Source organism: Aurantimonas sp. 22II-16-19i (assembly GCF_002088275.1).
Taxonomy (GTDB): Bacteria; Pseudomonadota; Alphaproteobacteria; order Rhizobiales; family Rhizobiaceae; genus Jiella.
In genome coordinates this window covers 1-23108 of the sequence record NZ_AQQS01000002.1, presented here as the reverse complement: position 1 = coordinate 23108, position 23108 = coordinate 1, and the positions used below count along the sequence as shown (strand labels likewise).

The window sequence follows — 23108 nt, the reverse complement described above, 5'->3', positions numbered from 1 at the left end:
ACCACGTCGAGAACGCCCTCAGGCGGAGCGCCTCGTTTCGCGGTCTTGCGCTTGGGGATTCGTTTTGCTGCGGGCATCTCTCAACGCGACAATGTTTTCGGGAGTGTCATCGGAAATGGCGGGAGCGGCGGCGGGACCATCCACCGGCAGGCGGATCGTCACCAGGGTGCCGATCCCCGGCTGGCTCTCGACGGTCATGGCGCCGCCGTGCAGTTCGGCAAGGCCCTTGACCAGGGAAAGGCCGAGGCCGGTGCCGTGATAGCGCCGGGACAGGCCCGACGAAAGCTGGACGAAGGGCATGCCGAGCCGGCCGAGATCGGCCGCGGCGATGCCGATGCCGGTGTCGCTGACGAGAAGTTCGCAGAACCCGTCGCGCACCCGGCTCTCCAGCGTGACGGCGCCGGTCTCGGTGAATTTCACCGCATTGGCGACGAGATTGAGCAGGATCTGGTGGCAGGCCTGGCGATCGGCGACGAGTTCGAGGCTGCCGGCCGGCCTGACGTCGACGCGCAGGCCCTTGCGCCGCGCCTCCTCGCGCATCAGATCGCCGATCTCGACCATCAGCGTCGAGACGTCGAAGCTCTCCGGGTCGAGCTCGTAGCGGCCCGCCTCGATCTTCGACACGTCGAGCAGGGTGTTGACGATCGACAGGAGATGGCTGCCCGACTGGCGGATCAGCCCGACATATTCCTTCTGCTTGGTGCTCTCGAAGCCGCCGAAATACTCCTGGTCGAGCACGTCGGAGAAGCCGATGATGGCATTGAGCGGGGTGCGCAGCTCGTGGCTGACCGTCGCCAGGAACCGGCTCTTGGCGGCCGATGCCTCGCGTGCCGCCTCCAGATCCTCGGCCGTGCAGCTCTCGCCGAAGCCGCTCGCCGACAGGGGCTCGGCGACGACGCAGACGTCGCGGTCGCTGCCGCCGTCCAGCGGCCGCAGGTGGCGAACCGTCAGGCGGAAGCCGCCAAAACCGCCGTCGGCGACCTTCAGGCGCGCCTCGAACGCGACGGGCTCGGCATCCGTGCGGGCGGCATCGATGGCCTGCATGACGACGAGACGGTCGGCGACATGGCAGAGTTCCCCGAACAGGCGCCCGGCGCAGTCCCCGTCGGGACCGGCGATCTCGTCCGCCGCCCGGCTGGAGGTGTAGGCGATCCGACCGGTATGGGCGATCTCGAAGGTCAGGGCGCGGAAGTCCTCGGCCGCCTGGCGGCGCGCCTGCCGCTCGTCCCATGCGGCGTCGTTGTCCGCGCCCGCCGCGCCGGCACTGGTGCCGTCGCGCATGCGACCCGCCAGCCGCAGGCCGTAGAACACGGCGAGGAGACAAAGCGCGACGTCGCCGGGCGTGATCCCGGGCGTGCCGGCCGCAGTCAAGGCGAGGAGCATGCCGCAGGCGAGCGAGACTGCCGCGAGCCCGCCGGCGAGGCGCATGCGCCCGGCGACCGCGGCCTCGAGGGGGATCAGGGCGAGCGCGCAGAGGACGAGTTCGCTGATGCCGGCCGCCTGCAGCGAGACGATCGTCAGGGCGACGGATACGATCGAGCCCCAGAGCCAGAGCACGACGTCGGCGCCGCCGGCGATCGACAGCCAGGCCGCCGAGGCCAGCGCGACCGCAGCGAGGATCAGCGGGAAGGCGGTGACCGGGGCCGACGAGCCGGCGACGAGGAACAAGGGAAAGCACAGGGCGGCGCCGAGGGCACAGACCAGCAGGATGCGCAGCAGAAAAGCCTGAAAGCGGCGCTCGCCGCCTCCCGTGACCGAGGGAGCGACGAATTCTTCGAGCCGCAGGTTCAGGAAGCGGGCGGCGCCCTGGGGAACACGCAAACCGGTGTCCTTGGGACGCTTCGACGCTTGCCTCATGCTTGATCACTCACCCTGGCAGATCATCTGTCGCGCCGGGCGGGGAGGCTCCGTCTCGAAGTCTCCCGAACCGACTTTCAGGATCATGCCGGGGGCGCATTAAGGAAGCCATAAACCAATCGCCCGGCAGTTGGCGCGAGGCGTGCCATCCCCAGAAAACTACCGCTTCCCTACGATCGGCGGCTGCGAACATGGTTAACGAATGGCAACCATGCGCTCGATCGGCGGATGCCGGAGTCGGGCCGCACCGCAATGCGGCGAATCGATCCCATTTCGCTAAAATTTTCATCGCAGTTTCAACGTGATGTTCCGGGCCGCCTGCCAATGTGGCCAGCAATGAGGCCGCGACTGCGAAAGAGGTGGATCGCGGCGCGAGCGAACGGGACGGGGATAGAGCGATGATTCGCTTCGTCATCAAGATGGCCTTCTTTCTGGGCCTCATCGCCATGCTGGTGCCGGGCGGCACGAGCCGCGACGGCGAGCCGGAGATCAACCTCTTCGCGGTGCTCTATGGGGCGCAGGCGGCGATGTCGGATCTGTCGAGCTTCTGCGACAGGGCGCCGTCGGCCTGCGCCGCCGGCGGCGACGTCGCCCGCTTTGCCGGCGAGCGGGTGAGCGACGGCCTGGCCCTCGCCTACGACTTCGTCGACGATGCCGTGTCGAAGCGCCGCCGGGACGAACCGGAGACGCCGCAGGCCGTGGCCTCGCAGGACGCGGCGCCGCAATCCCGGCCGCAGCCCCTGCCGCAGGCCGCCGTCCCGGCCGCGAAGGCCCGGGACGAGGCGGCGGCACGCGCCGACAGGATCACCACCGCGGCGATCCCGCTCGGCAGGCCCACCGTTCCCGGTCCCGCGCCCGAGACCGTCGCGATCCCCGCCGACCGCGCCCAGGATACGCTGGCCGCCCGGCCCCGCTCGCCCATGACGCCCAGCCTCGCCGCGCTGGCGACCGCCGGGGCTCGGCCGCTGCCGGCGGCTCCGGTGACGTCGCGCCGAATGGTCGCGACCGTGCCGGTGCCGGCGCCCGCCCCCCGCGGCTGACAGGCGCGATCTCATCACCTATATGTCCGCCGAGCCATCGGCGGCGCCCCGCGCGGCCCTGGATACGACGACGGGAACGGGACGGACGCGCGCCGGAACCGCTGCCGCCAGAGTGAACGATGTCCCGGAGACCGGCCATGCAGACGATCGACGAGATCATCGCGGATTTCGAGCTTCTCGACGACTGGGAAGACCGCTATCGCTACCTCATCGAGCTCGGCCGGGCGCTGCCCGATCTCGGCCCCGACGAGATGACCGAGGCGACCAAGGTGCGCGGCTGCGTCAGCCAGGTCTGGCTGATCAGCGAAAGCGACGACGCCCGCCCGCCGCATCTGTCCTTTCGTGGCGATTCCGACGCGCACATCGTCAAGGGCCTCGTCGCCATCGCGCTCGCTTTGTTTTCCGGCCGCACCCCGGCCGAGATCGAGGCGACCGACGCCGAAGCACTGTTCGGGCGGCTCGGGCTCCAGGACCATCTGACGCCGCAGCGCTCCAACGGCCTCAGGTCCATGGTGGCGCGGATCAAGCACGACGCCCGCGAGGCCGCCGCCGCCTGACGCCGGCCGCTTCGCAGGCGCTCCCCGCCGCACCGCCTTGATGACGTCGCAGGCGAAGGGCCTCTGCTCAGGCCCTGCCGCCATCCTCGTCCGCCGCATCCTTCGGCGCCCGCCAGCGGCGGATTCGGCCCTCCCGGCTCTGGCCCTCCCGGTCGAAGCCGTAGTGCCGCGCCAAAATCGCCAGCCCCGTCTTCAGGAGGAGCTTGGCCGAGCGGGCCGGCCACTGGCGTTCCCGCTCCACCGTCTCCAGCCCCTTCAGGAAGCAGCAGACGTCGAGGACGAGGCCGGACAGCTCCGGCCCGATGGCCGTGCACGCCTCCGAGACCCGCCGCTTCGCGTCGATCGCCGTGTCGGAGAGATCGTGGGAGCCTCCATGGCGGGGCGCCCGCGGCATGGCGTCCCAGCGTTGGCCGATCGACGGCGTCATCTGGGCGCGGGTGAAGTCGGCGCGGATGCGCTCGCCGGCCATCGCCTCCGCCGCCGAGAGGAACGGCTCGCCGCCGCGCCCGCGCCGCGTTGCCAGCCGCGTCAGCGGCGTCTCCTCCTCGTTGAAGCCCGGCCGCCCGCTCATTGACGGTCCTCCGGCGCGACATCGGCGCCAAGGCCGGTGTCGATGACGTGGCAGGCGGCAACCGCCAGGCCCTCCAGCCGCTCCAGCATCCGGTCGAAGGCCTCGTCGTCGCGCCAGTCCTCGATCCGGCGGACGGCATGGGCGATGCTGGTGCGTTCGCGTCCGAAGGCGAGCGCCATCCTGGTCAGGGAGATCTGGAAGGTCGTGTGGGCGAGATACATGGCGACGTGCCGCGCGTCGCAGGACCGGCTGGCGGCCCGGCTGGGCCGGCGGATCTCGGATACCGGAACGTCGAAGCCGAGGCCGGCGATCTCCTGGGCGAGCCGGCAGGCGGCCGCGGCCATCCGGTCCCGCCGGTCGCCGCAGCGCTCGCAATCGGCCGAGCGACGGGCGCCGGAGGTTGCCCCCTTCCCGCGCTCCGGCGGTTCGCCGCCACGCTCCCCGGTTGAAACCATCCTGTCTCGCGACATTGCAAACGACATCGGCTGCGTCTCCTGGCTGCGGTTGCAGCCGCTTATAAGCCAGACATGCCGTAATGTGAATATCTTCCTATTTCTGCCGCACCTCGCCCGACGGCGAAAACCTCGCCTCCGAACATGCCTCGGAAGCGCTCAGGGGCCAAGAGGTTGCGCGAGCGGGAAAGGAAGATATCCCCACCCCCGACATCCCACCCGATGCTGACGGACCCTTTTGTCCGGAGCATCGCCATGACCGCCACCGACGACCTCGCCCCTCTCATCGAAATCCTCGCCGCCCGGATTCGCCGTCAGGTGGAGGAGAAGCGCACGAGCGACCGGGTTGCGGTGCGGGGCCTCGAACTGCATGCGGCGCTGCGCCGCTATGGCGCGAGCGGCCCGTCCGTCGCGGAGGCCGTCCGCCTCGACGATGCGGCAAGGCTGGATCCGGCCGAACGGGACGGTGTCGTGGAGCGCGTCGAGCGGGAGATCGGCCGCCAGGCGCGCTTTTCGCGCAGCCGCGACCCGCGCTACGACATCAACCGCCACATCGTGGTGACGCGGCTGAGGCGTTGGCTCGACGGCAAGGCGGCGTGGCTGCAGGAGCCGCCGGCGGCGGCGACGAAGAAGCCCGCCGGGCGTGGCAAGACGAGACGGCGCAAGGGGGCGTCCGCCGATGCCGGCCACCGCGGCGCGCTGCCGCAACGTCGACCGCCGCGCCGTCATGCGACCAAAGTATGAGGCGGCCGGTTATACCTCTGTGATCGCAAGTCAAGCCGTTGACATCGGGGAGCCCGCTGTCTCTCATTCGCGGCGAGTGGAAGGGCCCGGGAGGAAATCGGGGCCTTTCGTCTTCGTTCGGGAGGAGTAACACCCCATGCGCATCGACAAGACCCTTTTGGCCGCGACGATCATCGCCGGCCTCGCCGCGCCCGCAGGCGCCCTGGCACAGGACGTCTCCGACGACGTCGTCAAGATCGGCATCCTCAACGACCAGTCCGGCGTCTATGCCGACTTCGGCGGCAAGTGGTCCGTCGCGGCGGCGGAGATGGCGGCCGCGGACTTCGGCGGCACCGTTCTCGACAAGCCGATCGAGATCATCAACGCCGACCACCAGAACAAGCCGGACATCGCCTCCAACATCGCCCGCGAGTGGTACGATACCCAGGAGGTCGACGCGATCATGGAGCTGACCACCTCGTCGGTGGCGCTGGCCGTGCAGGGCCTGTCGAAGGAAAAGGGCAAGATCGACATCGTCACCGGCGCGGCGACGACGGAGCTCACCGGCAAGCAGTGCAGCCCCTACGGCTTCCACTGGGCCTACGACACCCATGCGCTGGCCGTCGGCACCGGCGGCGCGCTGGTCAAGGCCGGCGGCGACACCTGGTTCTTCCTGACCGCCGACTACGCCTTCGGCTATTCGCTGGAGGAGCAGACCGGCAACTTCGTCAAGGAGAGCGGCGGTCAGGTGCTCGGCTCGGTGCGCCATCCGCTGGCGAGCAACGATTTCTCCTCCTTCCTGCTGCAGGCCCAGTCCTCCGGCGCCAAGGTCATCGGCCTCGCCAATGCCGGCCTCGACACCGCCAACGCCATCAAGCAGGCGTCGGAATTCGGCATCGTCCAGGGCGGCCAGAAGCTCGCCGCCCTGCTCTTCACCCTCGCCGAGGTCAACGGCCTCGGCGCCGAGGCGGCCCAGGGGCTGAACCTCACCGAGGGCTGGTACTGGGACCAGAACGACGACACCCGCGAATTCGCCCAGCGCTTCATGGAAAAGACCGGCCGCATGCCGAACATGATCCAGACGGGCACCTATTCGGCGGTGATGAGCTACCTGAAGGCGGTGAAAGCCGCCGGCACCGACGAGACCAAGGCGGTCGCCGCGAAGCTGCACGAGCTCCCGGTCGAGGACGTCTTCACCAAGAACGGCAAGGTCCAGGCCAACGGCCGCATGGTCTACGACATGTATCTCTTCCAGGTGAAGACGCCGGACGAGATGAAGGGCGACTGGGACTACTACACCGAGGTCGCCACCGTTCCCGGCAGCGACGCCTTCCTGTCCGTCGAGGAATCGGGCTGCGACGTCTCGGCCTTCGCCAAGTAACGCCCCGGCCATGGGAGCTGCGGGCGACACTGGAGCATGATCCCGAAAAGTGGGAACCGCTTTTCGGAAAAGATCATGCGGCAACAGGATGATGGAGCGGGATGCCCAGCGAAGCTGGTCTCATCCCGCTCCAGCCTCGCCCGCGGCTTGCGTGACGCCCGGTCTTCGCAGCGAACGTCACTGCGGTGAACGATTTCCCTTGCAGTCCAAGGCGGTCGCCCATCCAATGCAGCGGTGCCCCTTCTGGGAGGAAGGCGGGCAACTGGAACTCTGGGAGGAGAGCAGCATGCATTTCGTGACAAGGGGAACGGGGAGCCGCAGGCCGGCCGGGCCCAGCCGCAGGCCGATTGGGCTCGCGGCCGGGCTGGTCGCAGGCGCGCTCGGTCTGGCCGCTCCGGCCGCCGCGCAGGAGATCTCCGACGATGTCGTGAAGATCGGCATCATGAACGACCGCTCCGGCGTCTATGCCGACACCGCCGGCGAAGGCTCGGTGGTCGCGGCCGGCCTCGCGGTGGAGGATTTCGGCGGCATGGTCCTCGGCAAGCCGGTCGAGATCATCTCGGCCGACCACCAGAACAAGGCCGACATCGGCTCCAACATCGCCCGCGAGTGGTACGACACCCAGCAGGTCGACGCGATCATGGATCTGACCACCTCCTCGGTGGCGCTCGCCGTGCAGGGCCTGTCGCGCGAGAAGAAGAAGATCACCATGACCACCGGCGGCGGCTCGACCGTGATCGCCGGCGCCCAGTGCAGCCCCTACGGCTTTCACTGGGCCTACAACACCCGCGCCTTGTCCCAGGGCACCGCCGGCTCGCTGGTCGAGGGCGGCGACGACAGCTGGTTCTTCCTGACCGCCGACTACACCTTCGGCGATTCTTTGCAGGGCGAGGCGACCAAGGTCATCGAGGAAAAGGGCGGCACGGTGCTCGGCGCGGCGCGCCATCCGCTGGCGACCAACGATTTCTCCTCCTTCATGCTGCAGGCGCAGGGTTCGGGCGCCAAGGTCATCGGCCTTGCCAATGCCGGGCTCGACACCGCCAACGCCGTCAAGGCGGCGACGGAGTTCGGCCTCGTCGCCTCCGGCCAGAAGGTGGCGGCGCTGCTCTTCACCCTCGCCGAGGTCAAGGGCCTCGGCATCGAGGCGGCGCAGGGGCTGAACCTCACCGAGGGCTGGTACTGGGACCAGAGCGACGAGAACCGCGCGTTCGCGAAACGCTACATGGCCAAATTCGGCAAAATGCCGAACATGATCCATGTCGGCACCTATTCGGCGGTGCTGCAATATCTGAAGGCGATCGAGGCCGCGGGCACCGACAAGACGGAAGCCGTCGCCGCGAAGCTGCACGAGATGCCGGTGGAGGATCTCTTCGCCAAGAACGGCAAGGTGCTGCCCAACGGCCGCATGGTCTACGACATGTATCTGTTCCGGGTGAAGACGCCGGACCAGTCGAAGGGCGAGTGGGACCTCTATGAGGAGGTCGCCACCGTTCCCGGCGACGTCGCCTACGGCACCGTCGAGGAGTCCGGCTGCGACGTCTCGACCTTCCCGCAGGACTGAAGGGTCGGGGCCGGCATTCGCTTCGAGCGCCGGCCCCGCCTCAAGGATTGGCCGCCATCCCGGCCATGCACCGACCACGCACCGGCCACGACAGGAGAACCCCACCGCCATGAGCGCACCCCCGTCCGACGCGATCCTGTCGGCCCGCGGCCTCACCAAGGAGTTTTTCGGCTTCAAGGCGGTGAACGACGTCGACCTCGATGTCCGCGAAGGCACCATTCACGCAATGATCGGGCCGAACGGCGCCGGCAAGACCACCGTCTTCAACCTCCTGACCAAGTTCCTGACGCCGACCGCCGGCACCATCGTCTTCCGCGGCGAGGACATCACCAGGCTGAAGCCGGCCGACGTGGCGCGCAAGGGGCTGGTGCGCTCGTTCCAGATCTCCGCGGTCTTCCCGCATCTGACCGTTCTCGACAACGTCCGTGTCGCGCTCCAGCGCAAGGCCCATCTCGGCACCCAGTTCTGGCGCTCCAACACCCTGCTCGACCGGCTGAACGACGAGGCGCACCAGCTGATCGACGCGGTCGGCCTCGCGCCCTTCGCCAATCACGACGCGGCGGAGCTGCCCTATGGCCGCAAGCGGGCGCTGGAGATCGCCACCACCCTCGCCCTCGATCCCCCGGTGCTGCTCTTCGACGAGCCGATGGCCGGCATGGGCGTCGAGGACATCGGCCGCATCTCCGATCTCATCCGCCGCATCGCCAAGGGCCGGACGGTGCTGATGGTCGAGCACAATCTCAACGTCGTCGCCGATCTCTGCGACCAGGTGACGGTGCTGGCCCGTGGCGAAGTCCTCGCCGAGGGCGACTACGCATCCGTCAGTTCCGACAAGCGCGTGCGCGAAGCCTATATGGGGAGCGAGGATGAGTAGGACGCCGCCAGAGCGGACGAACGGCAAGAGGCCGCTTCTCGAGGTCCGCGATCTCGACGGCTGGTATGGCGAGAGCCACGTCCTGCATCGCGTCTCCCTCGACCTGATGGAGGGCGAGACGATCACCCTCGTCGGGCGCAACGGCGCCGGCAAGACGACGACCCTGCGCGCCATCATGAACCTTTTGCCGCGCCGCGAGGGCGAGATCCGCATCGACGGCCACGACATGATGAAGGTGCCGGTCCACCGCACCGCCCATCACGGCATCGGCTACGTGCCGGAGGAGCGCGGCATCTTCGCCTCGCTGTCGGTGACGGAAAACCTGATGCTGCCGCCGAAGGTCGCCGAGGGCGGCATGAGCGTCGCCGAGATCTTCGAGCTCTTCCCGAACCTGGCCGAACGGCGCAACTCGCCGGGCACGAAGCTGTCAGGCGGCGAGCAGCAGATGCTGGCGATCGCCCGGATCCTCAGAACCGGGGTGCGCATCATTCTCCTCGACGAGCCGACCGAGGGCCTCGCCCCGGTGATCATCCAGAGGATCGGCGACGTCCTCATCGAACTGAAGAAGAAGGGCATGACGCTGCTTCTCGTCGAACAGAACTTCCGCTTTGCCCGGAAGGTCGCCGACCGCTTCTATCTGATGGAGGACGGGCACATCCTCGAAAGCTTCCCGACCTCGCAGCTCGATGCGAAGATGGACCGGCTCAACGAAGTGGTGGGGGTGTAGGCCACGATGACCATGATCTTCGGCATTGCCCTCCCGGCGCTTCTCGGCCAGCTCCTCATCGGCTTCATCAACGGCTCGTTCTACGCGCTGCTGTCGCTCGGCCTGGCGGTGATCTTCGGTCTCCTCCGGGTGATCAACTTCGCTCATGGCGCGCAATACATGCTCGGCGCCTTCACCGCCTATCTGCTGCTCGTCCATACCGGCATCGGCTTCTGGCCGGCGCTCGTCGTCGCGCCGCTGATCGTCGCGGCGATCTCGGCGCTCATCGAGCGCACGATGCTGTCGCGGCTCTACGACCTCGACCACCTCTACGGCCTGTTGTTCACCTTCGGCCTGGCGCTGATCATCGAGGGCACCTTCCGCTGGTACTACGGCGCGGCGGGCCAGCCCTATGCCACACCGCAGCTCTTGTCCGGCGGCACCAATCTCGGCTTCATGTTCCTGCCGAACTATCGCGGCTTCGTCGTCGTCGCCTCGATCGTCATCTGCCTCGCCGTCTGGCTCCTGATCGAGAAGACCCGGCTCGGGGCGTATCTTCGGGCCGCCACCGAGAACCCGCAGCTCGTCCAGGCCTTCGGCGTAAACGTGCCGCTGCTTTTGACCCTCACCTACGCCCTCGGCGCCGGTCTCGCCGGGCTCGCCGGCGTCCTCGCCGCGCCGATCTACCAGGTCTCGCCGCTGATGGGCTCGAACCTCATCATCATCGTCTTCGCGGTGGTGGTGATCGGCGGCATGGGCTCGATCGGCGGGGCGATCATCACCGGCTACGTGCTCGGCATCCTCGAAGGCCTCACCAAGGTGTTCTATCCGGAAGCCTCGAACATCGTCGTCTTCGTCATCATGGCGATCGTGCTGATGCTTCGCCCGGCCGGCCTGTTCGGCAAGGAGATCTGACGATGTCGAGCCTCACCCAAAGCGGCACGGCGGCCTCCGGAACGGACGACAAGGGCAAGGCCCCGGCGCGGCAGAAGAACCTGTCGCGCGTCGGCCTCGCCGTGGCGGTGATCGCGGTTCTCGGCCTGATCGCCGCGCCCTTCTTCGTCTATCCGGTCTTCGTCATGACGGTGCTCTGCTTCGCGCTGTTCGCCACCGCCTTCAACCTGCTCCTCGGCTATGTCGGACTGCTCTCCTTCGGCCACGCGGCATTCTTCGGCGGCGCCGCCTACTTCACCGCCCATGCGGTAAAGGTGTGGGGTCTGGAGCCCCTGTCGGCGATCGTCTTCGGCGCCGCGGGCGCCGGGCTGATGGGCCTCGTCGTTGGCGTCGTCGCGATCCGGCGGCAGGGCATCTATTTCGCCATGGTGACGCTGGCCCTGTCGCAGATGGTCTTCTTCATCTTCCTGCAGGTGCCCTTCACCCACGGCGAGGACGGGATCCAGGGCGTGCCGCGCGGCGACCTGCTCTGGCTGATCGACCTCGACCGGCCCCTCAACATCTACTATTTCGTCCTGGTGATCTTTCTCGCCGGCTTCTACGCCGTGTGGCGGATCGTCCACTCGCCTTTCGGTCACGTGCTGCAGGCGATCCGCGAGAACGAGAACCGGGCGATCTCGCTCGGTTACCGGGTCGATCGCTACAAGCTCGCCGCCTTCGTCATGTCGGCGACGATCGCCGGTCTCGCGGGCGCCATGAAGGCGATCGTCCTGCAGATCGCGACGTTGACCGACGTCGCCTGGCAGATGTCCGGCGAGGTGGTGCTGATGACCCTGCTCGGCGGCATGGGCACGATCTTCGGGCCGACGATCGGCGCGGCGCTCGTGATCACGATGCAGAATTATTTCGCGACGTCCAACGTGCCGGTCACGGTGATCATCGGCGTGATCTTCGTGCTCTGCGTCCTGCTCTTCCGGCGCGGCATCGTCGGCGAGGCGATCCGGCTGATGAAGCGCTGAGGCGGCCGCCGGCAAGAGCGGCAGAGGCCGGCGTCAGCCGACTGCTGCCCTCACCCAGATGCTGTGGGAGTAGACGATGAGGCCGCCGATGCCGAGCGCGATCCCGTAGGGCACGCCGGTGTCCTTCTCGATCAGGCGGTCGACGAATTCGACCCCCGTGACGGGCAGCATCTGGCTGCGCACGACGAGGATGCCGACCGTCAGGGCGCCGCCGATGAGGGCCGAATAGAGCAGGTACTCGACGGTCAGCATGCTCGGCCCGAACCACAGCGCGGTCGCGGCGATGAGCTTGGCGTCGCCGCCCCCCATTCCGCCGAAGGCGAACAGGCCGAAGGTCACGCAGAGGCAGGCGAAGCCGACGAGGAGGTGCAAGCCGAACAGGGGCCAGGGCATGCCGACGAGGAACGCCGCCGGCAGGAAGGCCGCCGCGAGCACGATCATCGCCCGGTTCTCGATCTTCATTTCGAGAAGATCCGTCATCGCGCTGTAGATCATCGCGAACGGGAAGACCGTGAGCAGAAGCGTGGTGGTCAGCATGGCGTCTCCTTCGCTACGAGGCCGCTTCGCCGGCCGGCTGACGACGTCGCGCTACGGATGATGGCGGCGAAAGGTGAGACTTCCGTTTACGCCTCTCCGCCGGGTCGCCCGACGCGGCGGTGGGCTCTACCGGCCGCCGGCGCCCGATGCTCGCCATCTTGCGGCGCCGGGGCCCGCGCAGGCGAGCGGTCGAGGTGGAAAAGGACCGCCACGACCCGCCGCCGGGCCACCTTCACCCGGCTACCTGGTTCTCAAAGCGATTGTGGGCAGCCGGATGATCTCCGGCCGCCCACATGAAGTTCGGAACGTCGGGGCGCCCTGGAGCGACCGCGGCGGTTCTTATTGAACCTGCATCTTGTCGCCGATGGTGCTGAGAGCGGTTTCCATCTTGGGCGTGAGCAGGGCGAACATGGCGATCAGCGCGACGGCCATGATGCCGGCGATGAGGCCGTATTCGATGGCGGTGGCGCCGGATTCGTTCTTGGCGAAACGAGCGATGAGCTTGGACATGAGAACTCCTTGAAAAACCGGTGTAGCGCTCCCGTCGACTGTCCCGTCGTTCGGGTGATTGCGACGATAGGCACACGCCGTTGCGATGGACTTAAGGTATTTGGTTGATTTTTACTTATTGCCCCGTTCGCTCCAGCCGGGGCGGGAGAAACCGGTTCGGGCCGGCGAACTGCAGGCATCCGGCAGCCTGACGCGCAACTCCGGCGCATTGCCGCGAAACCGTTCGAGAAGAACAGCTTTTTTGAATTTCCCTTACGACAGTCTCGGCCGCGTTAACGCTTCATTCAGCCTGATCGGCGACAGTTCCGGTCGAACCAGACCGCCAATTCCGACGAAGTGGGCTTCCATCATGGCTTTCCGTGCGATCCTTGCCAGCCTTGTCTCGGCACTTCTCGTGACGGCCGTCGCGCAAGGCCCGGCGCAGGCGGCGGGCGAGACCATCATCTCGGTCGAGATGGACCAGGCCAAGGTGATCGAGCTCGACAAGTCGGCAGCCACCGTCATCGTCGGCAACCCGGCGATCGTCGACGTGCAGGTGCTCTCCTCCAACCGGCTCGTCCTCACCGGCAAGAGCAGCGGCATCACCAACATGGTCATCCTCGACCAGGACGGCCATGCCTTCGTCGACGAGCAGGTCTCCGTGCAGACCTTCGAGGACCACACCGTGCGGGTCTACCGGCAGGCGGCCCGCTCGACCTATGCCTGCACGCCGAAATGCGTGCTGACGATCACCGTCGGCGACGACGATGCGAGCTTCGGCAGGGCGGTGCAGCAGCAGACCCAGCGCCAGAGCTTCGTCGACCAGGCGGCGCAGAACTGACGGAAGCGAGGCTTCCGAAGCGGAGCCGGAGCCTTCCGCATGGGGCCTTTCGCACGGGGCCATCGCCGACTGGCATGACGCTGCGGAAAAATCCGGCCCGATCCAGCAAACTCGACCGATCTGCGTAACGATTTCCTAAGCCATCGGCAGGAAAATCCGGGTTCGCAGATCTCGTGCCAGGTGGGACCCGAAGATGGAAACAGCCGCAAGGGCGCAACGGTCCGCCGGGGCTTCAAGGCCGGGCGGACGAAGGTGCATCGTGCCGTTTCTTCGCAACCGCGACGGAGCGATGGCGGTCGAATTCGCCTTGCTCGCCTTCCCGTTCTTTCTGCTCATGATGGTTCTCATCGAGACCTCGACGATCTTCTACGCCGAACTCGTCATGGACCGGGCCGTGGCGAAGGTCGGTCGCGAGGTGCGCACCGGCCAGATTACCACCGCGGGCCTCGATGCGACGGAATTCAAGCAGAAGCTCTGCGACGAGGTGGACTTCCTCTTCGACTGCGCGAAACTTCATGTCGACCTGAAGACCTACGATTCCTTCGGCCTCGTTCCCACCAACGTGCCGGTCAAGGACGGCGATCTCGACACCACCGGCTTCGGCTTCGCCAGCCCCTCCGGGGAGAAGGTCACCGCGCTCAAGGCCTATTACAAATGGCCGCTCTACGTCGACGTCCTGCGGGAGCTGGCCACCCAGATGAGCGACCATTCGTTCGTCATCGTCGGCAGCGCCGCATTCATGACGGAGCCCTACTGATGCAGGACCTGACCGGGAGCCTTCGCCGAACGCTCGCCTGCACCCTGGCGACGCTGGCCCGATTGCCGCGGGATCGCCGCGGCGCCGCCGCCGTGGAATTCGCCCTCGTCGTGCCGTTCGTCGCGGTGGTCTACATGGGTGGGTCCGACACGGCGATGGCCGTGTCCATCAACCGGAAGATCCACAACGCCGCCGGTACGATCGGCGATCTCGTCGGCCAGGTCGAGGCGACGACGCCGAACCAGATTGACGGGCTGTTCGCCGTCACGGCCTCGCTGATGCAGCCCTACAGCGCCGACGACGTGTTCCTGCGCGTCACCCAGGTGAAGGTCGACGACACGGGCAAGGCGACGGTCGACTGGACCCGCTCCCACAACACCCTGGTCGGCACGACCGCGCTCGCCAAGGGGAACGACTACACCCTCCCCAGCCAGTTCGCGGGCGAAAAGGACACCTACATCCTCGTCGCCGAAGCCTACTACTCCTACGAGGCCCTCGGCGGCTTCGGTCTCATCGGGCCGATCGTCATGGGCGAGACCAGCTACCACACGCCCCGCCTGACCCATCAGATCACCTGCACCGGCTGCTGACCGGGCCTCCCGACTGTCAATTTTCTCCGCGGCTTCCAGATTCGCACGAGCCGGGGGCTCGGCAGGCTCTCGGGCCATCGTGTCTCGGGCAAGGTCGCTGGTCGGCGGCGGATCGCCCGTTCGGCGAGGCCCGGCGGGGTCGGGCAGCGCGAGCGGGCAGCGACGACGGGGAGAAGACGTGACATGACGCGGGCGATCATCATGGTGCTCGATTCCGTCGGGATCGGCGCGGCGCCCGATGCGGCCGCCTTCGGCGACGCCGGCGCCGACACCTTCGGCCACGTCTTTGCGGCCTGCCGATCCGGCCGGGCCGACCGCGACGGCCTGCGCAAGGGTCCGCTGGCGCTGCCCAACCTCGAACGCCTCGGCCTCTTCGCCGCCGCCGGGCGGGGTGAATCGGTCCTGCGCCCAGACGCCATCTGGGGCTCGGCCTGCGAGATCTCCCGCGGCAAGGACACGCCCTCCGGTCATTGGGAGATCGCCGGCGTCCCGGTGCTCTTCGACTGGGGCTATTTCCCCCACACCGTCCCGGCCTTCCCGGCCGAACTCGTCCGGCAGATCGTCGACGATGCCGGGATCCCCGGCATCCTCGGCGACCGGCACGCCTCCGGCACCGAGATCATCCGGGAGTTCGGCGAGGAGAGCATCGCGACCGGCAGGCCGATCCTCTACACCTCCTCCGACAGCGTCCTGCAGATCGCCGCGCACGAGACGCATTTCGGCCTCGACGCGCTCTACGAGCTCTGCGCCGCCGCCCGCCGCCACGTCGATCCCCTGAACATCGGCCGGGTGATCGCCCGCCCCTTCACCGGCGAGAGCGCCGAGACCTTCGCCCGTACCGCCAACCGCCGCGACTATTCGGTGCCGCCGCCCCAGCCGACCCTTCTGGAACGGGCCGTGGACGCCGGCCGCAGCGTCCACGCCATCGGCAAGACCGCCGACATCTTCGCTCATCGCGGCATTTCCCGCGTCCTCAAGGGCGACGGCAACATGGCGCTGTTCGACCGCATGCTGGAGGCGGTGAGCGAGGCGCAAGACGGCGACCTCGTCTTCGCCAACTTCATCGATTTCGACATGCTCCATGGCCATCGGCGCGACGTCGCCGGCTATGCCGCGGCGCTCGAGGCCTTCGACGCCCGGCTGCCGGAGCTTCAGGCCGCGCTGCGACCCGGCGACCTCGCCGTCGTCACCGCGGACCACGGCTGCGACCCGACGTTCCGGGGGTCGGACCACACCCGCGAAATCGTTCCCGTCCTCGCCTTCGGGCCCGGCATCCAGCCGAAGCCGATCGGCCGGCGGGAGACCTTCGCCGACATCGGCGCAAGCGTCGCCGCCCATCTCGGCCTTGCTGCGGGCGAACACGGCCGGAGCTTCCTGTGAGCATCGCAGCCGCCCACGCCAGGCGCGAGCAATGCTTTCCGCTGGCCGAACTCCACTGCCACATCGAGGGCGCCGCGCCCCCCGCCCTGGTCGAGCGCCTTGCCGCGAGCCACGGCATCGACGTTTCCGCCATCATCCGCGACGGCGCCTATGTCTGGCACGACTTCACCAGCTTTCTCGCCGCCTACGACCTTGCCTCGACGGTGTTCCGGAGCGAGGGGGACTATGCCGATCTCGCCTTCGCGCATCTCTCGGGCCTTGCCGCGGCGGGCGCGCTCTATGCAGAGTTCTTCATCTCGCCCGACCATGCGAGGGCGAGCGGCACCGAGCCGGACGTCTATGCCCGCGGCCTTGCGGCGGGGATCGCCCGGGCCCGGCGGGAGACCGGCATCGAGGCGAGGATGATCGCCGTCGGCGTCCGCCATCTCGGAGCGGAGGCCGTCGAGGCGGCGGCGCGATTTGCCGCAGGGGCCGGCCGGCCGCTGATCACCGGCTTCAATCTTGCCGGAGACGAGCGGATCGGCCAGCCCAGAGACTTCATGCGGGCCTTCGACATCGCCCGCGACGCCGGGCTCGGGCTCACCGCCCATGCCGGCGAGCTCTGCGGACCAGAGAGCGTGCGCGAGACGATCGCCTGCCTGAAGCCTTCCCGGATCGGCCACGGCGTCCGCGCGATCGAGGATCCGGACCTCGTGCGCGGGATCGCCGAAAGGGGTATCGTCCTGGAAGTCTGTCCGGGCTCGAACCTTGCCCTCGGCCTTTACCCCGACATCGCCTCCCATCCGCTGAAGCGACTGGTCGAGGCCGGCGTGAAAGCCTGCCTCGGCGCCGACGACCCGCCCTTCTTCCATACCGACCTTGCCCGCGAGTACCGTCTCGCCGCCGAGAACGGTCTCGGCCCGGCCGAACGCATCGCCCTCACCCGCAACGCTCTCGAAGCCGCCTTCGTCGAGGCGGATCTGAGGCGGACGCTGCTCGACCGTCTGCAGATCGAGGCGCTTTCGCTTGGCGCGCCGGGCGCATCGCATTAGACCGGGCGCAAAGCCAAGCGCCAGCCGAGAAAGAGAGCCCCATGGAGAACGTCACCGTCATCGATCACCCGCTGGTCCAGCACAAGCTGACGATCATGCGCGACAAGGAAACCTCCACGGCGAGCTTCCGGCGCCTGTTGCGGGAGATCTCGACGCTCTTGTGCTACGAGGTGACGCGCAACCTCGTCCTGACGACGAAGCGGATCGAGACGCCGATGGCGACGATCGATTCGCCGACGCTGGAAGGCAAGAAGCTCGTCTTCGCCTCGATCCTGCGGGCCGGCAACGGGCTTCTGGAAGGCATGCTCGATCTCGTGCCGGCGGCCCGCGTCGCCCATGTCGGCATCTACCGCGACCACGAGACGCTGCAGCCGGTCGAATACTACTTCAAGGCCCCCGAAGATCTCGCCGACCGGCTCGTCATCGTCGTCGACCCGATGCTGGCAACGGCCAATTCGGCCACCGCCGCGATCGACAAGCTGAAGGAGCGCGGCGCCCGCAACATCCGCTTCCTCTGCCTGCTCGCCGCGCCTGAAGGGATCGAGCGCTTCACGGCCTCCCATCCGGACGTTCCCGTCTTCACCGCGGCGATCGACAGCCATCTCAACGAGAAGGGATACATCGTTCCCGGCCTCGGCGACGCCGGCGACCGCATGTACGGCACCAAGTAGCGCCGGGCGGCACCGGTCGAGCCGCGACCGCTTCCTCCCGGTTCGCCCGAACCCTCGGCCGCCGTCAGGTGACATCCACTCGGTCGCCGCGCGGACCGGATGGATGATCCGACCCGATCGCTCGGACCGAGGATGAGTTCGCGGCGAGACGGATGGTCGCCGGCCTCGGCGGGGCGGCGCTGCTCCAGCCGTGCTTCTCGATGAACAGGGCGGTGTGAAGCGCGCTCATCGGCCGTGCGAACAGGTAGCCCTGGCCGGACTCGCAGCCGGACGCGGCGACGAGGGACAGGAGCTGCTGGGTCTCGATTCCCTCGGCGACGACCGTCGCCGAGATCTCCCGCGCCAGCCCGCAGATCGCCCGGACGATGGCGGCGCTCTTGTCCTCCTCGATCATCGTCGAGACGAAGGACTTGTCGATCTTGATCTTGTCGAACCGATACTGCCGCAGATAGCCCATCGAGGCATAGCCGGTGCCGAAATCGTCGAGCGCGATGCCGACGCCGAGCGCCCGCAGGCCGTCGAGGACGGCGCTCGCATTGGCCGTCCTGATCAGCACCGTCTCGGTGATCTCGAGGATCAGCCGCCGGGGCGCGACGCGGTGGCGCTCCAGCGCCTGGCGCACGTCGGCGACGAACCCCTTCTCGCCGAGCTGCAGCGGCGAGACGTTGACCGAGACGGTCAGGGCCTCCGGCCAGTTCGCGGCGATGGTCAGGGCGCGGTCGAGCACGAAGCGGCCGATCGGGATGATCGCGCCGTTTTCCTCGGCCAGCGGGATGAAGAAGTCCGGCGGAAGCCGGCCGAGGGTGGGATGGTTCCAGCGCAGCAGTGCCTCGAAGCCCTGCGGGCGCAAGTCGGCGGTGTCGACGATCGGCTGGAACACCGTCTCGAACTCCCCGCGCGAAACCGCGTTGACGATATCCCGCTGGACCTGCCGGCGATGTTCGATCTCGTTGCGGAATTCCTGCGTCGCGACGACCAGGCGGTTGCCGCCGTCCCGCTTGGCGCAATACATCGCAGCGTCGGCATCGAGGAGAAGCGCCTCCAGTTCCCGTTCGCCGCCCCGTGCCGCCGCCAGGCCGACGCTGAGCGTCAGCAGCGGCTGGTCGCAGCAGCCGACCGCCGCCTTGCCGAGCCTGCGGGCGACGTCGGAACAGGCCGCATTCGCGCGCTCGAACGCCGCATCGCCGATGAACATCAGGGCGAACTCGTCGCCGCCGATCCGGGCGGCCTCGCCGCGCCGACCGACCGCCTCGCGCAGGATCACGCCGAGCCTTCGCAGCAACAGGTCGCCTCGCTGCTGACCGCAGTCGTCGTTGATCTCCTTGAACAGGTCGACGTCGATCACGGCGATGGCGATCTCCCTCGCCCCGTCGGCCCGCCCCGTCCACTCGCGAAACGCCGCGCGGTTGGGCAGGCCGGTCAGGGAATCGGTCAGGGCCTGGCGCCGGAAATGCAGCTTCTGGTGGATCAGGGCGATGATCAGCAGGAGACCGTTGGCGCAGAGGAGGCGCAGGTTGAGGCTGAGCTCGTCGAGCGATGCCGACAGACGCTGGCGCCACCCCTCGACGATGTCGCCCTGCACCGCGTTCGACACCGTCGCCAGATTGGAAAACCGGCGGGCGACCGCACCGAGCCTTTCGACGGCGTCGCGCGCCACGGCCTGGTCGGCGAGCCGCGGCAGCATCGCCTCGATCTCGTCGCATGTGCGGGACAGCTCATCGCGAGCGGTCAAGGCATCGCGGAACGGCCGCCCGGTGATCGAGACCGGCAGGGTGTCGAGACGCGTCCTCAGGACGGCGAAGGCGATCTCCATCTGAGCGCGCGTCCCGTCCCCCTCTGCGAGGCTGGTGATCGCATGGGCGAGCCGTTCGATTTCGACCTGGGTGCGGGAATAGTCGAAGGTGGCGTTGTAGGACGAGGCCTCGACGAGGCCGCGCTGATAGCTCTGCGTCTCCATCGACGTCTTGATCGCCAGGGCCGCCAGCAGCACCGTCGCGACCAGAAGTACCGCGACGAACCATCGCATGCCGATCGGCCCGCTCCTTGCAAAGAGGCTCATAGCAGCTCGATCTCGACGAGCTGCCAGACCGCCCGGCTGTAGTAAGGCTGGGACTGCAGTCGCGGATCGTCATCGAAGGGAAACATCACGAAGACCGGGCCCTTGCGGGACATCGTCAGGAACGTCCCGTCCTGCTTGACCGCGAGGATCGCTCCCGCCTCCGTCAGGAGCGCGGCATCCGCCGTCACCATGTAGTCGTTCAAAGCCAGAAGCCGCAGTTCTCCGTGCCCGTCGCCGAACCGGGCAAGGAGATCCGCGAGCAATGGACCCTCGTAGACCACCGCCGTGTCGTTCCAGGGGGTGCGGGTCGCGATCCGGGCCTGAGGCATCGCCGCGAGCTCGGCCCGGCTCAAGGCAGCGAGACGGGTGCCGTTCCGGCTGACCGCGAGAACCGGCTGTGCCGGGTCGTCGAGGCCGGCCCCGGCCGCCGCGCGTGCCTGCATGCAGCCGAGCGGCGCCAGAGCGCATGCCGCGATGAATGTCCGCCTGGATAATGCCATCTGCCGCCACGCCTTCTGCCGGGATATATCTGGCATAGAAGGCCAATGAATAATTTCAAACCAGTTACAGCCTACATGACTCCTATTTGAACTATAGCCAAATCCGGCGCCTTACTTAATGAAGCAGGCGGCATCATCTGGTATTTTTCGGCTTTTTTACTAAGTGTGCAAAGCTTTTCGTTCCGCATCCTCAACCGTCGGCATCGGCTGTCCGGCATCGCATCCGCAGATCGCCAACAGAGCTGCAACCGGAGCCATCCCGCAAAAACCGCTCTCGGCCTTTCACTCTCCGGGCATCGGTCAAACAGAGGAGAGCCCGAAATGATCCGCAACACCATCATCGCGATCGCCACCGTCGTCACCGCCGCCGCCGCCCTGTCGGCCCCCGCCAATGCCGGCGGCTACCACAAGAAGCACCATGGCTACGACACCGTTCGCTACGAGAAGGTCTGCCACGTCGAGAAGCGCAAGGTCTTCGCCGGCTACGACGAGTGCGGCAACAAGCTCTGGGTCTGGAAGCGCGTCCGCACCTGCCACTGAGCGTCATCGCGGCCCCTCCGAGCCATCGTGTCCCCCGCTGTCCGGCCATCCCCTCCCACCGGCCCTTGCGCCGGCGCCGGACAGTCACTGGAAAACCGCCCCGTCCTCCCCCGGGGCGGTTTTTCACATGCGCCCGCCATTCATCCCGCATCGAGATGCGCCAGCGTGTCGAAGCAGGGCTTCCCGCATCGGCAAGCTTTTGCCATAGATCACCTCTGATCACTGGATGGGGATTGCGGTCGTTCGTGGCGCAAAGGGTGAAATTGTCGACCATCGCGGAGGCCCTCGGCCTTTCGACCGCGACCGTGTCGCTGGCGCTGCGGGACAGCCCCCTCGTCGCCGACGTCACCCGCGAGCGGATCAAGGACGCCGCCCGCGAGCTCGGCTACATCTACAACCGCCGCGCCGCCTCCCTTCGGACCTCGCGGTCCGGCATCGTCGGCGTCTGCGTGCATGACGTGATGAACCCGTTCTACGGCGAGATCCTCAAGTCGATCGAGAACGAGCTCGACCGGCATCGCCAGACCTTCATCCTCTGCAACCACCACGACGACCTGTCGAAGCAGCGCTCCTTCATCGACACGCTGCTGCAGCTCGGCGCCGACGGGCTGATCCTCTCCCCGGCACTCGGCACGCCGGCCGCCGACATCGGGCTGGCGGAGGAGAACGGCCTGCCGGTGATCCTGATCGCCCGCACCATCGAAGGCGCCGGCGTCCACGGCTTTCGCGGCGACGACGCCTACGGGATGGGCCTCGCCGTCGATCATATCGTCTCCCTCGGCCACCGCTCGATCGCCATGATCGGCGGCACCCGCGCCACCTCGACCGGGCGCGAGCGCGAGGCGGGCTATCTCGCCGGCCTTGCCCGCGCCGACATCGAAGCAAGACCCGAGTGGCGGATCGAGGGCCCGCGTGACCGCCATTCCGGCTTCGCATCGGCCGCCACCTTCCTGGCGATCCCCGAGCGCCCGACGGCCATCGTCTGCTTCTCCGATCTCGTCGCCCTCGGCCTGATGTACGGCCTCGCCCGCGCCGGTATCCGCCCCGGCGTCGACGTCGCGGTGGTCGGGTATGACGACATCGAGGAAGCCGAGATCGCGACGCCGCCGCTGACCACCGTCTCCAACGGCCAGAGCGAGGTCGGCGAGCGGGCCGCGAGCGCCCTCCTGCAGCGGCTGCAGGGGACCGAGGCGGTGGAGCAGACGACGTTGATCCAGCCCGAGCTGAGGGTTCGCCAGTCCTGCGGCGGGAAGCCGCCGCACTGAACCGTGCCCGCCACGCCGCCTCTGTGCCGGCCCTGCACAGACCTTGCAGCCCGTCCTGTCATTGCGCCTGCCGCCATTCGAGCGCAGCGATGCATCGCCTGCCCGGACAGCGTCCGCCGTCCCGCGCTCACGGCGAATTCATAACGGAATCTGACCATCGCGCTGGCGCGTCAACGTTCGCTTAAGCTTTCGGAGACGATAATCGGGTTCAGTCAATCTTAATGGATTCCGGTCTCATGAACTTCACGGCCACTGTTCTCGGCACCGCCGCCGCCGCGCTGCTTCTGATCGCGAAGCTGCAGGCGGCCCCGGAGCCGGGCATCGACCTCGGCAACACGCTTGCGGGAACCAACGTCCTGCCCATCGATCAGGCTGCCGTCGGCTCCGTCAAGCCGGCCTCCGGCGAGCCCTCGGCGGTCCGGCTGATCGATCTGCGATCGGGCGCCAGCTGCAAGGTCGCCGGGCGCGAGCCCACGGCGCAGGCCTTCGAGCCCGCCCCGCTCGGCCCCGATTGCGCTTCTTCGCCCGACCTCTCCCGCGTCTCGCAGTGGCGGGCGACCGGCGACGGCATGCTGGTGATGGCCGACACCCACGGCGAGACGGTCCTGCGCTTCATGCCCGGCGACGGCGTCCTGTTCGAGTCCGTCTATCCGCGCGACGCCCTGGTCACGATCGTTCCGGCCAGGGGCTGAGACAGCCTCCACCCCGCCCGTCCCGGCAAGCCCGAGCGCGCATCACTTCAGCCGGATGGCGGCAATGGCTGCGGCGCTGACGGTGCTGGCGGCGGGGGAGACGATGCCGTTGAAGGCGTCG

25 protein-coding genes are annotated in these 23108 nt (G+C 67.9%); 18 read left to right on the top strand and 7 right to left on the bottom strand.

What is annotated here, in order from left to right:
- Nucleotides 1-18: 18 nt before the first annotated feature.
- Entirely contained in the window at nt 19-1821 is a 1803-nt protein-coding gene (locus ATO4_RS02700) for a PAS domain-containing sensor histidine kinase (protein WP_139802217.1), read from the bottom strand.
- 434 nt (nt 1822-2255) lie between these two features.
- Between ATO4_RS02700 and ATO4_RS02695 the strand changes: the two genes are divergently transcribed.
- Together ATO4_RS02695 and ATO4_RS02690 are read left to right on the top strand one after the other, a co-directional pair.
- The gene (locus ATO4_RS02695) at nt 2256-2897 is read left to right on the top strand and encodes a DUF5330 domain-containing protein (RefSeq protein ID WP_083589881.1); all 642 of its coding nucleotides are present in this window, start codon (nt 2256-2258) and stop codon (nt 2895-2897) included.
- Nucleotides 2898-3034: 137 nt separating this feature from the next.
- A complete protein-coding gene (locus ATO4_RS02690) occupies nt 3035-3454 on the top strand; it encodes a SufE family protein (RefSeq protein ID WP_083589880.1) in 420 nt (139 codons plus the stop codon).
- A 67-nt stretch (nt 3455-3521) separates the two neighbouring features.
- On the opposite strand, the gene ATO4_RS02685 is transcribed toward ATO4_RS02690, so the two are convergent.
- Together ATO4_RS02685 and ATO4_RS02680 are read right to left on the bottom strand one after the other, a co-directional pair.
- Nucleotides 3522-4025, bottom strand: a complete 504-nt coding sequence (locus ATO4_RS02685; protein WP_083589879.1) for a DUF6456 domain-containing protein — start codon at nt 4023-4025, stop codon at nt 3522-3524.
- Complete coding sequence (locus tag ATO4_RS02680) at nt 4022-4480, bottom strand: helix-turn-helix domain-containing protein (protein WP_083589878.1); 459 nt, start codon at nt 4478-4480, stop codon at nt 4022-4024. Before ATO4_RS02680 ends, ATO4_RS02685 begins: the two co-directional genes overlap by 4 nt.
- A gap of 252 nt (nt 4481-4732) precedes the next feature.
- On the opposite strand from ATO4_RS02680, the gene ATO4_RS02675 reads away from it, so the two are divergent.
- From ATO4_RS02675 to ATO4_RS02645, 7 genes are all read left to right on the top strand, one after another.
- A complete protein-coding gene (locus ATO4_RS02675) occupies nt 4733-5221 on the top strand; it encodes a hypothetical protein (RefSeq protein WP_139802215.1) in 489 nt (162 codons plus the stop codon).
- 136 nt (nt 5222-5357) lie between these two features.
- A complete protein-coding gene (locus ATO4_RS02670) occupies nt 5358-6581 on the top strand; it encodes an ABC transporter substrate-binding protein (RefSeq protein ID WP_083589876.1) in 1224 nt (407 codons plus the stop codon).
- A gap of 286 nt (nt 6582-6867) precedes the next feature.
- Nucleotides 6868-8142: an ABC transporter substrate-binding protein gene (locus ATO4_RS02665; protein ID WP_083590162.1), complete on the top strand. Its 1275-nt coding sequence runs from the start codon at nt 6868-6870 to the stop codon at nt 8140-8142.
- A gap of 109 nt (nt 8143-8251) precedes the next feature.
- Nucleotides 8252-9016 carry an ABC transporter ATP-binding protein gene (locus tag ATO4_RS02660; RefSeq protein WP_083589875.1) on the top strand — a complete coding sequence of 255 codons (765 nt, stop codon included), beginning with the start codon at nt 8252-8254 and terminating at the stop codon, nt 9014-9016.
- Nucleotides 9009-9743, top strand: a complete 735-nt coding sequence (locus ATO4_RS02655; protein ID WP_083589874.1) for an ABC transporter ATP-binding protein — start codon at nt 9009-9011, stop codon at nt 9741-9743. The genes ATO4_RS02660 and ATO4_RS02655 overlap by 8 nt, the downstream gene beginning before the upstream one ends.
- Before the next feature lie 6 nt (nt 9744-9749).
- Nucleotides 9750-10637 (top strand): branched-chain amino acid ABC transporter permease, encoded by an 888-nt coding sequence (locus ATO4_RS02650; RefSeq protein WP_083589873.1) that lies wholly within the window; start codon nt 9750-9752, stop codon nt 10635-10637.
- Nucleotides 10638-10639: 2 nt separating this feature from the next.
- Entirely contained in the window at nt 10640-11635 is a 996-nt protein-coding gene (locus tag ATO4_RS02645) for a branched-chain amino acid ABC transporter permease (RefSeq protein ID WP_083589872.1), read from the top strand.
- A gap of 33 nt (nt 11636-11668) precedes the next feature.
- On the opposite strand, the gene ATO4_RS02640 is transcribed toward ATO4_RS02645, so the two are convergent.
- Both ATO4_RS02640 and ATO4_RS02635 read right to left on the bottom strand, forming a co-directional pair.
- Nucleotides 11669-12172 (bottom strand): prepilin peptidase, encoded by a 504-nt coding sequence (locus ATO4_RS02640; RefSeq protein WP_083589871.1) that lies wholly within the window; start codon nt 12170-12172, stop codon nt 11669-11671.
- A 339-nt stretch (nt 12173-12511) separates the two neighbouring features.
- Nucleotides 12512-12682 (bottom strand): Flp family type IVb pilin, encoded by a 171-nt coding sequence (locus ATO4_RS02635; RefSeq protein WP_083589870.1) that lies wholly within the window; start codon nt 12680-12682, stop codon nt 12512-12514.
- 349 nt (nt 12683-13031) lie between these two features.
- Between ATO4_RS02635 and ATO4_RS02630 the strand changes: the two genes are divergently transcribed.
- The 6 genes from ATO4_RS02630 (at nt 13032) to upp (ending at nt 17931) form a co-directional block, all read left to right on the top strand.
- Nucleotides 13032-13502 (top strand): pilus assembly protein N-terminal domain-containing protein, encoded by a 471-nt coding sequence (locus ATO4_RS02630; RefSeq protein WP_083589869.1) that lies wholly within the window; start codon nt 13032-13034, stop codon nt 13500-13502.
- Nucleotides 13503-13761: 259 nt separating this feature from the next.
- Complete coding sequence (locus ATO4_RS02625) at nt 13762-14259, top strand: TadE/TadG family type IV pilus assembly protein (protein ID WP_176222834.1); 498 nt, start codon at nt 13762-13764, stop codon at nt 14257-14259.
- Nucleotides 14259-14849, top strand: coding sequence for a TadE/TadG family type IV pilus assembly protein (locus tag ATO4_RS02620; RefSeq protein ID WP_083589867.1), 591 nt, complete (start codon nt 14259-14261; stop codon nt 14847-14849). Before ATO4_RS02625 ends, ATO4_RS02620 begins: the two co-directional genes overlap by 1 nt.
- Nucleotides 14850-15032: 183 nt before the next feature.
- A complete protein-coding gene (locus ATO4_RS02615; protein ID WP_083589866.1) occupies nt 15033-16229 on the top strand; it encodes a phosphopentomutase in 1197 nt (398 codons plus the stop codon).
- Nucleotides 16226-17260: an adenosine deaminase gene (locus ATO4_RS02610; protein WP_245308531.1), complete on the top strand. Its 1035-nt coding sequence runs from the start codon at nt 16226-16228 to the stop codon at nt 17258-17260. The genes ATO4_RS02615 and ATO4_RS02610 overlap by 4 nt, the downstream gene beginning before the upstream one ends.
- A 41-nt stretch (nt 17261-17301) precedes the next feature.
- Nucleotides 17302-17931, top strand: coding sequence for a uracil phosphoribosyltransferase (upp, locus tag ATO4_RS02605; protein WP_083589865.1), 630 nt, complete (start codon nt 17302-17304; stop codon nt 17929-17931).
- A gap of 64 nt (nt 17932-17995) precedes the next feature.
- Here upp and ATO4_RS02600 read toward each other — a convergent pair whose 3' ends face one another.
- Complete coding sequence (locus ATO4_RS02600; RefSeq protein WP_176222833.1) at nt 17996-19957, bottom strand: bifunctional diguanylate cyclase/phosphodiesterase; 1962 nt, start codon at nt 19955-19957, stop codon at nt 17996-17998.
- 29 nt (nt 19958-19986) lie between these two features.
- Complete coding sequence (locus ATO4_RS02595) at nt 19987-20490, bottom strand: hypothetical protein (protein ID WP_139802213.1); 504 nt, start codon at nt 20488-20490, stop codon at nt 19987-19989.
- Between the two features lie 321 nt (nt 20491-20811).
- Between ATO4_RS02595 and ATO4_RS02590 the strand changes: the two genes are divergently transcribed.
- The 3 genes from ATO4_RS02590 (at nt 20812) to ATO4_RS02580 (ending at nt 22987) form a co-directional block, all read left to right on the top strand.
- A complete protein-coding gene (locus ATO4_RS02590; RefSeq protein WP_083589862.1) occupies nt 20812-21030 on the top strand; it encodes a hypothetical protein in 219 nt (72 codons plus the stop codon).
- Nucleotides 21031-21275: 245 nt separating this feature from the next.
- Complete coding sequence (locus ATO4_RS02585) at nt 21276-22295, top strand: LacI family DNA-binding transcriptional regulator (RefSeq protein WP_083590160.1); 1020 nt, start codon at nt 21276-21278, stop codon at nt 22293-22295.
- A 236-nt stretch (nt 22296-22531) separates the two neighbouring features.
- Nucleotides 22532-22987: a hypothetical protein gene (locus ATO4_RS02580; protein WP_139802212.1), complete on the top strand. Its 456-nt coding sequence runs from the start codon at nt 22532-22534 to the stop codon at nt 22985-22987.
- The last annotated feature ends 121 nt before the right edge of the window (nt 22988-23108 follow it).

What these genes read in the sequence shown, in the direction of transcription:
- ATO4_RS02665 (WP_083590162.1), top strand. Translation starts at nt 6,868, where the DNA reads ATGCATTTCGTGACAAGGGGAACGGGGAGCCGCAGGCCGGCCGGGCCC.
- ATO4_RS02615 (WP_083589866.1), top strand. Translation starts at nt 15,033, where the DNA reads ATGACGCGGGCGATCATCATGGTGCTCGATTCCGTCGGGATCGGCGCG.
- ATO4_RS02640 (WP_083589871.1), bottom strand. Translation starts at nt 12,172, where the DNA reads ATGCTGACCACCACGCTTCTGCTCACGGTCTTCCCGTTCGCGATGATC.
- ATO4_RS02650 (WP_083589873.1), top strand. Translation starts at nt 9,750, where the DNA reads ATGACCATGATCTTCGGCATTGCCCTCCCGGCGCTTCTCGGCCAGCTC.
- ATO4_RS02630 (WP_083589869.1), top strand. Translation starts at nt 13,032, where the DNA reads ATGGCTTTCCGTGCGATCCTTGCCAGCCTTGTCTCGGCACTTCTCGTG.
- ATO4_RS02600 (WP_176222833.1), bottom strand. Translation starts at nt 19,957, where the DNA reads ATGCGATGGTTCGTCGCGGTACTTCTGGTCGCGACGGTGCTGCTGGCG.
- ATO4_RS02595 (WP_139802213.1), bottom strand. Translation starts at nt 20,490, where the DNA reads ATGGCATTATCCAGGCGGACATTCATCGCGGCATGCGCTCTGGCGCCG.
- ATO4_RS02690 (WP_083589880.1), top strand. Translation starts at nt 3,035, where the DNA reads ATGCAGACGATCGACGAGATCATCGCGGATTTCGAGCTTCTCGACGAC.
- ATO4_RS02685 (WP_083589879.1), bottom strand. Translation starts at nt 4,025, where the DNA reads ATGAGCGGGCGGCCGGGCTTCAACGAGGAGGAGACGCCGCTGACGCGG.
- ATO4_RS02580 (WP_139802212.1), top strand. Translation starts at nt 22,532, where the DNA reads ATGAACTTCACGGCCACTGTTCTCGGCACCGCCGCCGCCGCGCTGCTT.
- ATO4_RS02670 (WP_083589876.1), top strand. Translation starts at nt 5,358, where the DNA reads ATGCGCATCGACAAGACCCTTTTGGCCGCGACGATCATCGCCGGCCTC.
- upp (WP_083589865.1), top strand. Translation starts at nt 17,302, where the DNA reads ATGGAGAACGTCACCGTCATCGATCACCCGCTGGTCCAGCACAAGCTG.
- ATO4_RS02655 (WP_083589874.1), top strand. Translation starts at nt 9,009, where the DNA reads ATGAGTAGGACGCCGCCAGAGCGGACGAACGGCAAGAGGCCGCTTCTC.
- ATO4_RS02635 (WP_083589870.1), bottom strand. Translation starts at nt 12,682, where the DNA reads ATGTCCAAGCTCATCGCTCGTTTCGCCAAGAACGAATCCGGCGCCACC.
- ATO4_RS02590 (WP_083589862.1), top strand. Translation starts at nt 20,812, where the DNA reads ATGATCCGCAACACCATCATCGCGATCGCCACCGTCGTCACCGCCGCC.
- ATO4_RS02680 (WP_083589878.1), bottom strand. Translation starts at nt 4,480, where the DNA reads ATGGTTTCAACCGGGGAGCGTGGCGGCGAACCGCCGGAGCGCGGGAAG.
- ATO4_RS02645 (WP_083589872.1), top strand. Translation starts at nt 10,640, where the DNA reads ATGTCGAGCCTCACCCAAAGCGGCACGGCGGCCTCCGGAACGGACGAC.
- ATO4_RS02675 (WP_139802215.1), top strand. Translation starts at nt 4,733, where the DNA reads ATGACCGCCACCGACGACCTCGCCCCTCTCATCGAAATCCTCGCCGCC.
- ATO4_RS02660 (WP_083589875.1), top strand. Translation starts at nt 8,252, where the DNA reads ATGAGCGCACCCCCGTCCGACGCGATCCTGTCGGCCCGCGGCCTCACC.
- ATO4_RS02695 (WP_083589881.1), top strand. Translation starts at nt 2,256, where the DNA reads ATGATTCGCTTCGTCATCAAGATGGCCTTCTTTCTGGGCCTCATCGCC.
- ATO4_RS02620 (WP_083589867.1), top strand. Translation starts at nt 14,259, where the DNA reads ATGCAGGACCTGACCGGGAGCCTTCGCCGAACGCTCGCCTGCACCCTG.